Annotated in this window: 13 protein-coding genes; all 13 read left to right on the forward strand. The window is 47.7% G+C overall.

Features of this window, described 5'->3' with window-relative positions:
• Positions 1 to 2 precede the first annotated feature (2 nt).
• The 13 genes from wbjC to BLW11_RS12085 all read left to right on the forward strand — a co-directional run bounded on the left by wbjC (position 3) and on the right by BLW11_RS12085 (position 13,055).
• Positions 3 to 1,115 (forward strand): UDP-2-acetamido-2,6-beta-L-arabino-hexul-4-ose reductase, encoded by a 1,113-nt coding sequence (gene wbjC / locus BLW11_RS12025; RefSeq protein WP_048358519.1) that lies wholly within the window; start codon positions 3 to 5, stop codon positions 1,113 to 1,115.
• Positions 1,116 to 1,142: 27 nt separating this feature from the next.
• Complete coding sequence (gene wecB, locus BLW11_RS12030; protein WP_048358518.1) at positions 1,143 to 2,273, forward strand: non-hydrolyzing UDP-N-acetylglucosamine 2-epimerase; 1,131 nt, start codon at positions 1,143 to 1,145, stop codon at positions 2,271 to 2,273.
• A complete protein-coding gene (locus BLW11_RS12035; protein ID WP_338152520.1) occupies positions 2,258 to 3,496 on the forward strand; it encodes a glycosyltransferase family 4 protein in 1,239 nt (412 codons plus the stop codon). Before wecB ends, BLW11_RS12035 begins: the two co-directional genes overlap by 16 nt.
• Before the next feature lie 211 nt (positions 3,497 to 3,707).
• Positions 3,708 to 4,337, forward strand: coding sequence for a sugar transferase (locus BLW11_RS12040; RefSeq protein WP_241486106.1), 630 nt, complete (start codon positions 3,708 to 3,710; stop codon positions 4,335 to 4,337).
• Positions 4,334 to 4,540 carry a phosphopantetheine-binding protein gene (locus tag BLW11_RS12045; protein ID WP_048358515.1) on the forward strand — a complete coding sequence of 69 codons (207 nt, stop codon included), beginning with the start codon at positions 4,334 to 4,336 and terminating at the stop codon, positions 4,538 to 4,540. The genes BLW11_RS12040 and BLW11_RS12045 overlap by 4 nt, the downstream gene beginning before the upstream one ends.
• 160 nt (positions 4,541 to 4,700) lie before the next feature.
• Complete coding sequence (locus tag BLW11_RS12050; protein ID WP_074836769.1) at positions 4,701 to 5,732, forward strand: aromatic ring-hydroxylating oxygenase subunit alpha; 1,032 nt, start codon at positions 4,701 to 4,703, stop codon at positions 5,730 to 5,732.
• A 49-nt stretch (positions 5,733 to 5,781) separates the two neighbouring features.
• A complete protein-coding gene (locus BLW11_RS12055) occupies positions 5,782 to 6,864 on the forward strand; it encodes a ketoacyl-ACP synthase III (protein ID WP_048358513.1) in 1,083 nt (360 codons plus the stop codon).
• On the forward strand, positions 6,861 to 7,622 hold the full coding sequence (locus BLW11_RS12060; protein ID WP_048358512.1) for an SDR family NAD(P)-dependent oxidoreductase: 762 nt from the start codon (positions 6,861 to 6,863) through the stop codon (positions 7,620 to 7,622). The genes BLW11_RS12055 and BLW11_RS12060 overlap by 4 nt, the downstream gene beginning before the upstream one ends.
• Entirely contained in the window at positions 7,619 to 8,284 is a 666-nt protein-coding gene (locus BLW11_RS12065; protein ID WP_048358511.1) for an acetyltransferase, read from the forward strand. The genes BLW11_RS12060 and BLW11_RS12065 overlap by 4 nt, the downstream gene beginning before the upstream one ends.
• Before the next feature lie 4 nt (positions 8,285 to 8,288).
• Positions 8,289 to 9,305 (forward strand): 3-oxoacyl-ACP synthase III family protein, encoded by a 1,017-nt coding sequence (locus BLW11_RS12070; protein ID WP_048358510.1) that lies wholly within the window; start codon positions 8,289 to 8,291, stop codon positions 9,303 to 9,305.
• 49 nt (positions 9,306 to 9,354) lie between these two features.
• Entirely contained in the window at positions 9,355 to 10,533 is a 1,179-nt protein-coding gene (locus tag BLW11_RS12075) for a DegT/DnrJ/EryC1/StrS family aminotransferase (RefSeq protein WP_048358509.1), read from the forward strand.
• Positions 10,534 to 10,618: 85 nt separating this feature from the next.
• Positions 10,619 to 12,616, forward strand: coding sequence for a polysaccharide biosynthesis protein (locus BLW11_RS12080; protein WP_048358508.1), 1,998 nt, complete (start codon positions 10,619 to 10,621; stop codon positions 12,614 to 12,616).
• 109 nt (positions 12,617 to 12,725) lie between these two features.
• Positions 12,726 to 13,055, forward strand: coding sequence for a ComEA family DNA-binding protein (locus BLW11_RS12085; protein WP_048358507.1), 330 nt, complete (start codon positions 12,726 to 12,728; stop codon positions 13,053 to 13,055).
• Positions 13,056 to 13,093: the final 38 nt, after the last annotated feature.

The following is a 13,093-nucleotide window of genomic DNA, read 5'->3' on the forward strand; positions in this document are numbered from 1 at the left end:
AAATGAAAGTTCTTATAACGGGTGCCGATGGTTTTGTGGGGCGAAACCTTGTTGCTCACTTGAATGAAATACCCGATATTGAGATCATCAAGTTTTGTAAAGGCGATCTTTTATCATCCTTGAACGCTCATATGTCCCAATTAGATTTCATTTTTCATTTGGCCGGTGTTAACCGTCCACAGGATCAGAATGAGTTTACAGTAGGCAATGTAGGTTTGACTGCGTCCTTGTGCGAGTTGGCATCGGCTGCAGGGCGTAACATTCCGATACTTTACACGTCATCTACCCAAGCGTGTTTAGATAACGCCTATGGTATAAGTAAAAACAAAGCAGAGAGGCTGTTGAAGGAACATTCGCAGTCAAGTGGTGCAACGGTACTGATTTACCGGTTGCCTAATGTATTTGGGAAGTGGTCGCGCCCCAATTATAATTCTGCGGTTGCTACTTTTTGCCATAACATTGCCCGTGATTTACCCATTACAGTCAATGATCCCAGTGCAAAGATTGATCTGGTCTATATAGATGATGTTGTTGAAGAGTTTGTGAGTGCTATGAGGTCCAATATGACGGGGCTTCATCAGTTAAGTATTGATGCCCACTACCAAACGACTGTGGGTGCACTTGCGGAGCAGATTCAGGCCTATAAAGACTCGCGTGTGACATTGGTGACCGAGAGAGTGGGGGCTGGGCTTTGCCGAGCTCTTTATTCTACGTATTTGAGTTTTATTCCATCAGATAAATTTTCTTACTCTGTCAAAAAGTATGAAGACCCTCGAGGTGTTTTTGTTGAGGTCCTAAAAACCAAAGATTCCGGGCAGTTTTCATATTTTACGGCTCACCCAGGTGTTATCCGTGGGGGACATTATCACCATACAAAAACAGAAAAATTCCTTGTTGTCAAAGGCAATGCCTGTTTCAGGTTTCGACACATTGTGACCAATGAATATTATGAATTGTTTACGGATGGTGCTGTTCCGGAAATTGTAGAAACAGTGCCAGGCTGGACTCATGACATCGTCAATGTAGGGGATGATGAGATGTTGGTAATGCTCTGGGCCAATGAGATTTTTGACCGTTCCCGGCCTGATACCTATACATCGCAGACCGTTAATTAAGTGGTTTTTGGCAGTCATAAGGCACACATGAAAAAATTAAAAGTCGTTACTGTTGTTGGTACACGCCCCGAGATCATTCGTCTCTCTCGTGTAATTGCACGACTTGATGAACATTGCGAACACGTGTTAGTTCACACGGGGCAAAATTATGATTATGAACTCAACCAGATTTTTTTCGACGATTTAGGTATCCGCAAACCGGACCATTTTTTAAATGCAGCAGGTCAAAGCGGTGCTGAAACTATCGGGAATGTGATCATTGCGGTTGATCGTATGCTCGCGGAGGTTGAGCCCGAAGCGCTGTTGGTGTTGGGTGACACGAATAGCTGCATGGCAGTCATTCCTGCCAAACGCCGTAAGATTCCCATCTTTCACATGGAAGCCGGTAATCGCTGTTTTGACATGCGAGTACCAGAGGAAATCAATCGTCGCATTGTTGACCACACGGCCGATATTAATCTTACGTACAGCACGATTGCCCGCAATTACTTGTTGAGAGAGGGATTGTCTCCGGACATGGTAATTAAAACTGGTAGCCCGATGTTTGAGGTCCTGAACTATTACCGTACGGCCATTGAAGCGTCTGATATATTGAGTCGATTACATCTTGAGTCTGGAAAGTTTTTCACGGTCAGTGCCCATCGTGAAGAAAATATCGACTCGGATAAAAACTTTACAAATCTTGTCTCTGTACTTAACGCTTTGGCTGAAACTTACAACTTGCCTGTTATTGTGTCTACCCATCCACGTACGCAAAAACGTGTTGATGCCATGGGGGTAAAGTTTCACCCAAATGTACGATTGCTCAAGCCACTAGGGTTCATGGATTATAACAAACTGCAACTGACGTCCAAAACGGTACTGTCGGACAGTGGTACTATCAATGAAGAGTCGTCTATCCTCAATTTCCCGGCACTTAATCTAAGGGAAGCTCATGAGCGTCCAGAAGGTATGGAAGAGTCTGCGGTCATGATGGTGGGCCTTGATGTAGAACGTGTGATGCAGGCGCTCAGCATACTGCAAAGTCAGGGGCGCGGTGATGAGCGCACGTTGCGCCTTGTTGAAGACTATAGCGTGCCTAATGTTTCAGAGAAGGTTGTGCGGATCATTCATAGTTACAGGGACTATGTAATGCGTTCTGTTTGGAAAAGGTACTGATTGATATGGCAGTTCGCGTTTTGTTGATGACTCAATGGTTCGACCCAGAGCCCACATTCAAGGGTATTGTTTTTGCTCGAGAGCTCGCTCGTCAGGGGTTTGAAGTCGAGGTCATTACCGGGTTTCCAAATTACCCAGGTGGTAAGTTATACCCCGGTTATAAAATGAAGTTGTGTCAAAAAGAACAAATTGATGGTGTCAACATAACGCGGGTTCCATTGTACCCTAGCCATGATAAAGGCAAAATTGGAAGAGTTCTGAATTATGTGACTTTTTCGATATCGTTGATGTTGTACGGTCTTTTTGCGAAAAAAGCCGATGTCATTTATTCTTACCACCCTCCTTTGACGGTTGGCATCGCTGCCGCTATTGTCGGTTTTTTTCGTCGCGTACCTGTAGTTAATGATGTCCAGGACATGTGGCCTGATACCCTAAGTTCGACGGGAATGGTTTCAAATAAACGTGTACTTTCGCTAGTAGGGAAAGTTTGCGACTGGGTATATAAGCGGTCTGCGAAAATTGTTGTGCTCTCGCCAGGATTCAAAACACTTTTAGTCGAGCGTGGCGTACCGGCTGAAAAAATTGAAATCATTTATAATTGGTGCGCTGAGGATGCCATCAATCAATCGCAGAACGTTGAGCAGTCTGTTTTTAAAGCGGACGGAAAATTTCGGATATTGTTTGCCGGAAATATGGGGCTTGCGCAGGCATTGGATGTTGTATTGGATGCCGCCGCTCTGGTGTCAGCCCAGGTGCCAGAAATTGAATTTGTCTTCTTGGGTGGGGGGCTGGAGGTGGAAAACCTCAAGCGCTTGTCGCAGGAACGAGCACTTAATAACGTTGTTTTCTTGCCTCCCGTTTCAATGGCTGAGGTAGGGCTGTATTTATATTCGGCAGATGCCTTGCTGGTTCATCTTAAAGAAGATGACTTATTCAAGATAACCATTCCTTCGAAAACTCAGGCTTATATGGCTGCGGGAAGGCCGATACTGATGGCTGTTGACGGCAATGCGGCCGATTTGGTGAGTAGCAGCCAAAGTGGTGTGGTTGCCAAGTCTGGTAACGCAACTTCTGTAGCGGATGCTGCAATTCAGTTGTTTCGTGCCTCAGACACTGAACGTGCGGCAATGGGTGAAAATGGAATAGCGTTCTATAAAAGTCATCTTTCCTTGGTGCGGGGTGTTGAGAAATTCGGCTCGATTTTCAAGTTGTTGGCCAATTGATAGTATTTGACTTAGGCGTGCAAGGGTTTCTAGCAAGAGACAGTACTCAATGCTGTGTTCAATATACATCTTAATGATTATGCTGATTTGAAATAGCTGAGAGGGGAAATGGTTCCGGTGATTGTCAAGAATGGCCCAAGCCTTTCAGGATAATGGCGTTAACTGAATTTCCTGTTAGGTTTGATAAATTTGAGTAATGAGGAATTGTGCATTGAAACGCGTATTTGATATAGTTATTGCACTTTTAGGCTTGGTTGTACTGCTACCTGTCTTGGCCGTTGTGTCAATCTTGATTCGCGTAAAGCTTGGAGGACCTGTTTTTTTTACTCAGCTTCGGCCAGGCCTGAATGGTAAACCCTTCAAAATGATCAAATTCAGAACGATGAGGGATGCTGTAGACCAAAATGGGGTTATTCTTCCTGATGCGGATAGGATGACAGCGTTTGGTCGAACATTGAGGTCTACAAGCCTTGATGAGCTTCCGGAGCTTCTGAACGTTTTGAAGGGTGACATGAGTTTGGTTGGCCCACGGCCTCTGCTGATACAGTATCTCCCCCTGTATTCTCCAGAACAAAATCGTCGCCATGAGGTGCGGCCCGGCATTACAGGTTGGGCTCAGGTCAATGGACGAAATGCACTTAGCTGGGATGAGAAATTCAAGCTTGATACCTGGTATGTCGATAATCAGTCTTTATTATTGGACCTGAAGATATTGTTTCTCACGGTTAAAAAAGTACTTGTGAGGGAGGGCATATCGCAAGAAAATAATGCAACGATGGAAGCCTTCACAGGATCCATAGTTTTAGAACACAAAATCTCAAGTGATAGGAAACAATTATGAGCGATACAATTTTGCGTTTGATTGAAGAATCGATGGAAGCGGATGAAAATACGATTTCTCTTGGTCAGCCATTAGACTGGGATTCCATTGCAATCGTAACTTTTATGGCTTTGGTTGATGAGCGTCTTAATAAGACAATTTCTGCAGATCGCCTGAATAAGTGTGAGACCGTAGATCAGGTTGTAGAGTTACTGGCAGCTTGACTATAAGTCTGTGCGGGCTGTCGATGTATTAGTGCTCAACTGGATGTGTCAGTTGAGCATTTGCATTTCTGGCTGATGTGCATCAGTGCAGTGTCGGTGAGTATTCACAGCATGCTTGATATATTTTTTGAGCGTGCGGTGCCAAGAGGGCGTATTGAGTATGGGTGCTTTGGATTCTGTTAAAATATCTGATGATTTGATCAGGTCGTATTGGCACCCCATTGGGCATAAGTCAGAACTCGCTAATGATCGGGATTATGTCAGGTTTGAGATCAAGGATTTCGAAGTTGTTATTATCAATGATAAAGGGAGTTTTGTCGCGTTTGATAACCTTTGCCCGCACAGAGGTGCGCGTTTTTTTACCGATGATTTTGGCAACAGTATCGTAAAGTGTCTCTATCACGGCTGGAGCTATTCGCGTGGCAAAGTAAACGTAGCAGGCATAAAAACCTTTCAGGGGTGTGGTATTGAACATGCTGCCCTAAAAGAATTTCATTTAGAGGCGTACGGTGATTTTTTATTTTTCGCGATTGATCCAAAGACGAGTTTGTCAGAACAATTAGGTCCGGAGATATCTTCGGTTCTGCAAAAAGTTGGCGGTGATATTGATTCCTGTGCAGACTTCAATCGATATCCTTTTCAATGTGATTGGACTATCGCTTTAGAGAATGCTTTAGAACCCTATCATATACCATTAATACATTCGGATACTTTGGCAACGCTGCAGTTAGGTATTGGTGTTAATGAGTTTTTCGGTGAGAATTCTATTTGGTATTCGCCTGTTGAAAATGAGAAGGTAGAGAAGCGTCTTAAAAGTTTAAATCGATTTTATGCGACTACGGACCCTTATCCTGGGTATATGAGTATTTTTCTTTTTCCGTTTTCCATGATCTCCTCAACGTTCGGATACTCTTATTCGGTTCAAAATTTTTTTCCTTCGACTTCGATCGATAGTACTTTCTTCACTAGTCGCCTTTATCCTGCAAAAAATAGTGACCCTCGGTACAAAGAAATGACATCGGGTTTTGTGCAATCCAGTGCCGATATTAATAGAAAGATTTTTGAGGAGGATCATCAGATTTGCAGGCGGATTCCAAGTAAGTCGTGGTCAACATCGGCGCCTAAATTTACTAGTACTCTCGAACAAAAATTGCTCCATTTCCGGGCATCTTGTGAAAAGTGGAATAAATAGTCATCTTTGATTTATTATGAATCTGCAGTGTTTGGAATAGGAGAGTGGAATGACATCCAATAATCAAGTTCGATGGGTCAAAAATGTTCGAATTAAAGGGCTCGCCTGTGCCTTGCCTGAAAAGGTAGAGGAGGTGGCGTCCTTGAGCGAAGTTTTTGGCGCCGACAATATCAATAAAATTATTGGTAGTACAGGAGTTGAACGCCGCCACGTCGTCTTGGATGAATGCTCTTCTGATCTGTGTTTTTCTGCAGCAGAGCGACTCATTGTAGATCTCGGAATTGATAAAAGCTCTATTGATACCCTGATATTCGTTTCACAAACCCATGACTACACGCTCCCGGCTACAGCCTGTGTTTTGCAGAAACGACTAGGCCTGCCCATGCACACGGCTGCGTTTGATGTCGCCATGGGGTGTTCAGGATATGTATACGGACTGTGGATGGCTGCCTCTTTGTTGTCTGGCGGTGGCAGCAAGCGCGCGCTTTTATTGGTAGGCGATACTATCAGCAAGATCGTTTCCCCTGATGACAGGGCTGTAGCTGCCTTATTTGGAGATGCAGGCACAGCAACTCTTATTGACCATGATACGGACGCTCCTGCTATTCCATTTGTCATGGGCACGGATGGGCGTGGAGCACAGAATCTGGTAGTCCCTGCAGGTGGTTATAGAGACCGCAGCGGTAAATCTGTGCAAACGAGTGAAGAGGGCGTTCGGGGGCCATATGATTTGTACATGAATGGGGCTGAAATTTTCGCATTCACTCTCGCTCGCGTTCCTGCTCTAGTGAGTGCTCTGCACGAGGCTAACCAAGAAAGTGGGGAAGCCATTGACAAATATGTGTTCCATCAAGCTAACCGTTTCATGCTCGATCACCTGGTAAAAAGAATGAAGCTCGAGCGAGAGAAGGTGGTGCTTGATGTCAAGGATGTTGGTAATACAAGTTGCGCCTCGATTCCATTGGCGATCAGTTTGCACAAGGGCAAGATGGGCGGACATATTTCCGGTCGTTTTATGCTTGCAGGCTTTGGTGTCGGTTATTCGTGGGCAGGTTGTGTTGCTGAGTTTGATAATGTGTGGATCAGCCCTTTGACTGTAACTCCAAGCATCAGCGCAGGGACCGCTATATGACGCAGTTCAATCCTTTTTCCTTGTCTGGCAAGCATGTTCTGGTTACCGGCGCTTCTTCTGGCATCGGACGTGAGGTTGCCATATGGCTCAGCAAGCAGGGAGCGACGGTTACTTTGGCTGCACGGGATGTAAGTCGTCTCGAGGCAACACTTGTGAGGATGGACGGTATTGGCCATAGACTCGAGGTTATTGATTTCCTGGGAGGTACTGACGTGCCTCAATGGTTGAAGTCGGTAGCCAAGATGTCTTCGCCCTTTGATGGCCTGGTGCATGCCGCCGGCGTGCAAATGCCGATGCCTATTCGTGCTACCAGCATGGGTCATTGGGAAAAAATAATGTCGACAAATGTCACCTCCGGGTTTTCATTGATAAAGGCATTTCGTCAAAAAGGTGTTTGTAACCCCGATTCAAGTATTGTTCTGATTTCTTCAGTAATGGCTCAATCCGGAGAGCCGGCTTTGCTTGGCTATTGCGCCAGTAAAGGCGCTGTTGAAGCCATGGTCAGGGCCGCAGCTGTTGAGTTGGCTCGCGAAGGGATTCGTGTCAACGCAATTGCTCCTGGCGTTGTCCAGACTGAGCTCGTTGACGCTTTGGAGAGCCTTGTTGGTTCTGATTCTATGAAGGCAATCGAGCAGCGGCATCCATTGGGCTTTGGCAAGGCTCAAGACGTTGCCTATGCCGCGAATTATTTATTGTCCCCGGCTGCCAGTTGGGTTACGGGCACCACTTTGGTTGTTGATGGGGGATACCTGGCATGACTACGACCAAGAAGCTGGTCATCATGGGGGCTGGAGGTTTTGGTCGTGAGGTTCATGCCTGGCTCTTGGACTCGATCAAAAATGGTGCCTGCAGAGCCACAAGTGAAACTGTCTGGGAAATCGCCGGTTTTATTGATGATGTCAGCAATGCGCCCGATATCTTTTCCGGATTGCCGCCGATCTTGTCAAAAATTGATGGGTACATTCCTGAACCCGATACCTATGTTGTTTGTGCGATTGCCAACCCAGCAGCAAAAAAGCTGTTGACTGAAAAGTTGGTAGCCAAAGGGGTTGAATTTTTTACACTTATTCACTCAACTGTCGTGATTGGAACCAACGTAGTGATTGGCAAGGGAGCTGTCATTTGCCCGTTCACTGTATTGTCCACGGATCTTAGTGTGGGTGATTTTGTGACCATCAACTCGGGTTGTACCATCGGGCACGATGCACGGATCGCAGATTACTGCACGTTGAGTGGCCACTGTGATGTTACCGGTGGTGTGACATTGCAAGAGGGCGCTTTTCTAGGCTCGCACGCAGTCATTGTGCCTAAAGTTGTGGTCGGGGAATATTCGGTCGTGGGCGCAGGTAGCGTGGTGATAAGAAAAGTCGCACCGGGTGTGACAGTTTTTGGTGTTCCAGCCAAACGTATTTCGGGATAAATATATGAACCAGTCCGCCAAAATTACTGCTATCGAATACGTGTTGCCTGCACAAACCCTGTCGAATGAAGATTTGGAGCGTGATTTTCCTGAGTGGAATGTGGACAAGATTTTCGGCAAGACCGGTATTAATAAGCGTCAAGTAGTCGGGGTTAACGAATGCGCCTCCGATTTGGCTTTTAAGGCATGCGAAAAGCTGATTGACGCCGTGGACCTTGACCGCTCTGATATTGACTTTATTATCCTGTGTACGCAAAGTCCTGATTATTTTTTACCGGCAACAGCTTGCATTCTCCAAGACCGTTTGGGGCTTTCAACGCGATGTGGTGCCTTTGATTTTAATCAGGGATGTTCCGGCTTCGTTTATGGTTTGGGCTTGGCCAAAGGTTTGATCGAAACCGGTCAGGCTAAAAACATTTTGTTGGTGACTGCGGATACTTATAGCAAATATATTCACCCAGCAGATAAAAGTGTTCGTACCTTGTTTGGTGATGCCGCTGCAGCCACTTTGATTCAGGCTGTGGCCAGTGGCCCTTTTATCGATCGCTTCCGTTATGGTACTGATGGAGCCGGTGCTAAAAATCTAATAGTGCCAATTGGCGGCGCGCGCAGTCCTTCAGCGTTGAATCCATCGCCTGAACTGTACGCGGATGATAGCGGTAACGCTCGAACAGACGCTAACCTGTATATGAACGGAGCCGCCATATTTGAGTTCTCGATGACTCGAATCCCACAGCTTATGGCATCGATGTTCGACGACTCGTTCTCGATTGACGATGTTGACTTGTTTGCATTTCATCAGGCCAACAAGTTTATGCTTGACTCCTTGCGCCGTCGGTTGAAGTTGCCGGCTGAAAAATTTATTTCCGAATTCGAGCACTGTGGTAACACAGTGTCATCGAGCATTCCTATCGCCCTGAAAGAATCACTAGATAAAGGTGTGTTATCCGTAGGAAATACTGTCGTTTGTGTTGGTTTTGGCGTGGGATATTCTTGGGCAGGATGTGTAATCAAGTGGTAAATATGCTTGGGTAACCATTTATTTTCAGTGTTTCCGTAGGGGTTATTCTGTGCTGAATACTAAATTTTCTCCTTGGCCTTCTTTCACCGAAGAAGAAGCCAATGCTGCTCGCGATGTCATCTTGTCGAACAAGGTCAACTACTGGACAGGCCAGGAAACGCGCTCTTTCGAGAAAGAGTTCGCCGAGTGGTCGGGTGCTGAATATGCCGTTGCCCTGGCCAATGGCACCGTTGCCCTGGACTTGGCGTTGAAAGCGCTAGGAATAGGGGCAGGAGATGAGGTGGTTGTTACGTCCCGCACGTTCCTGGCGTCGGTTTCCAGTATCGTTAATGCCGGTGCAGTACCCGTGTTTGCCGATGTTGATCTGGACTCGCAAAATTTCACAGCGCAAACGATCCGAGCTGTTTTGACGCCACGTACCAAGGCTCTGATCTGTGTTCATTTGGCAGGATGGCCATGTGATATGGATCCGATCATGGCACTGGCCGATGAGCATGGCCTGAAAGTGATTGAAGATTGTGCCCAGGCTCACGGTGCGTTCTATAAAGGTCGGCCGGTCGGTTCTATTGGTCATATTGGTGCCTGGTCATTCTGTCAGGACAAGATCATGACCACTGGAGGTGAGGGCGGTATGGTCACCACCAATGATCGCCAGCTTTGGGCTGATATGTGGGCCTATAAAGACCACGGCAAGAGCTGGGAAGCCGTGTATGAGCGTGAGCACGCACCAGGTTTTCGTTGGCTGCATGAAAGTTTTGGTACTAACTGGCGGATGCTTGAAGTTCAGGCCGTCATTGGTCGGATTCAATTGCGTCGAATGCAGGACTGGCACCTTGCTCGCTTGGATAATGCACAGGCCATCTGGAAAACGGCTCAGCAGCTCCCGGCGCTGCGTGTTCCCGTATTGCCTGACAATGAGGTACACGCTGCTTATAAGTGTTATGTATTTGTTCGGCCTGAATGCCTGAAGCAGGATTGGTCCCGGGATCGTATTCTCAATGAAATTATCGCTCGGGGTGTGCCGGCCTTTTCCGGCTCATGCTCTGAGGTTTATCTGGAAAAGGCTTTCGACAATACCGGCTGGCGGCCGGCGCAACGCTTGGTAAATGCGAGAGAGTTGGGCGACACGAGCATGATGTTTATGGTTCATCCTACATTGACCGCGCAAGAGATCGAGTTGACCTGCAAGGTAATCAGTGAGGTTGTTCAGGAAGCTTCGTTGATGTGAGGTGTAACCTTGCAGTAACGGGATGGGGCATTGGGCTGTAGAGTGTTGATGGTTTTTAGAGCAGCAAAAGGTGTTCAAGGGATTTATGGATAAAATTCGAGCGTACTTACTCAACCTTTCGCGGCGGCAAAAACGCGTTATACAGGTCACCACGGATATAGTGCTCGTTTGGCTTGCCTTGTGGCTGGCATTCGGCGTACGCCTGGGCATTGACGAGATGGTCAACCCTGTCAAATTGCATTTTTGGCTATTTGTCTCCGCCCCAATTGTAGCCATCCCCTTTTTCATCCGTTTCGGCATGTACCGCGCCGTCATGCGCTATTTTGGCAACGACGCCCTGATCGCAATCATCAAGGCTGTCAGTCTGTCTTCGCTTGTCCTGGCCGTGGTGATGTACTGGTACAGCACCCCTGAGATCGCCGTACCGCGCTCGATCATTTTCAACTACTGGTGGCTGAGCCTGATCATGCTCGGCGGTTTGCGCCTGGCCATGCGTCAATACTTCTTGGGTGATTGGTTTGCCGCTGCCCAGCATGTGCCATTCACTAACCGTGATGACGGTCTGCCGCGCGTGGCCATTTACGGTGCAGGGGCAGCTGGTAATCAATTGGTTGCTGCATTACGTATGGGCCGTGCCATGCGGCCCGTGGCGTTTATTGATGACGATGAGAGCATTGCTGATCGCATCATTTCAGGATTGCAGGTTTACAAGCCCGAGCACATTCAGCAGATGATCGAGCGTACGGGTGCGCAGGAGTTGCTATTGGCGATCCCTTCTTCATCCCGCGGTCGTCGTCGTGAGATTTTGGGTTTGCTTGAAGGGTTTCCGCTCCACGTTCGCAGTGTCCCAGGCTTTATGGACTTGGCCAGCGGACGGGTCAAGGTTGACGATATTCAGGAAGTGGATATTGCCGATTTGCTGGGCCGTGATGCGGTACCCGCGCAAGGAGAGTTGCTGGAGCATTGTATAAAAGGCCAGTGCGTCCTGGTGACGGGTGCCGGCGGGTCTATTGGTTCAGAGCTGTGTCGTCAGATTTTGCAACTGGGGCCGACAACTTTGCTGCTGTTCGATCACAGCGAGTTTAACCTGTACAGCATTCTTGGTGAGCTGGAGCAGCGGGTTAATCGCGAGTCGCTTTCAGTAAAGGTGTTGCCGATTTTGGGCTCGGTGCGTAACCCGCACAAGTTGCTGGATGTGATGAAGACCTGGCGTGTCGATACGGTCTATCACGCTGCGGCCTACAAGCACGTGCCAATGGTTGAGCACAATATTGCCGAAGGCGTGCTTAACAACGTTATTGGCACGCTCAATACCGCCCAGGCTGCCTTGCAGTCGGGTGTGGCCAACTTTGTGCTGATCTCTACTGACAAGGCTGTACGGCCGACCAATGTGATGGGCAGTACCAAGCGCCTGGCCGAGATGACGCTCCAGGCACTTAGTCGAGAAGTGGCTCCGGTGTTGTTTGGTGATGCTGCCAATGTCTCGCGGGTTAATAAAACCCGCTTCACTATGGTTCGTTTTGGCAATGTGCTGGGCTCTTCGGGCTCGGTGATTCCACTCTTTCACAAACAGATCAAGGCCGGTGGGCCGTTGACTGTGACGCACCCCAAGATCACCCGTTACTTCATGACTATCCCCGAGGCGGCGCAACTAGTGATTCAAGCCGGCTCCATGGGCCAGGGCGGTGATGTGTTTGTTCTTGATATGGGTGAGCCTGTTCGTATTGTCGAACTGGCGGAGAAGATGATTCACCTTTCCGGTTTGAGCGTGCGCTCGGAAAAAAACTTGCATGGCGATATCGAGATCGAGTTCACAGGCCTGCGCCCCGGTGAAAAGCTTTACGAAGAGTTGCTGATTGGTGACAACGTAGTAGCGACACGGCATCCGATGATCATGTGCGCTAATGAAGACCTTTTGTCCTGGGATGAGCTCAAGCAACGCCTGTCGCATTTGCTTGAGGCTGTTGATCAGGATGACTACGTAAGGGTTCGCCAACTGTTGCGCGATACCGTCAGTGGTTATGCCCCCGAGGGCGAAATTGTGGACTGGATCCATCAGCAGCGTCGTAGCGACTTATCGTGACTACATACTCTGCAACGCAGTGAGTTTTGACACTCGAGAACCATCGCCTAAGTTTGGATTACAGCTCAGGAAAGCTGTTTCCACTTAACGATGTAATGGAGTGTCACTTATGCGTACTGCGTTTATTTCTTCTGTGTTTTTGGCTCTGATGGTGGGTGTTTCCAGTGTGGCTCATGCTGCGCCTTCGGCAAAAGTGGCTGAACCGGTTGCTGTCACTCAAGTCGCACCGGATGCTCATTTGGTGACAATCAACCTCAATACAGCGGATGAGGCGACACTTCAGCGAGAGCTCTCTGGTGTAGGTGCCGCTAAAGCCAAGGCGATAGTGGTTTACCGCGAAGCTAACGGTAACTTCACTTCAACGGATGAACTGCTGGAGGTTAAAGGGATAGGTAAAGCGATCTTTGAGAAAAACCGCCATAAGGTGGCAGTAAACTAAGCCAAGCGGATAAAAGTAAAAAGCCAGTCATTGACTGG

The sequence above is a fragment of the Pseudomonas deceptionensis genome (genome assembly GCF_900106095.1).
Classification (GTDB): Bacteria; Pseudomonadota; Gammaproteobacteria; order Pseudomonadales; family Pseudomonadaceae; genus Aquipseudomonas; species Aquipseudomonas deceptionensis.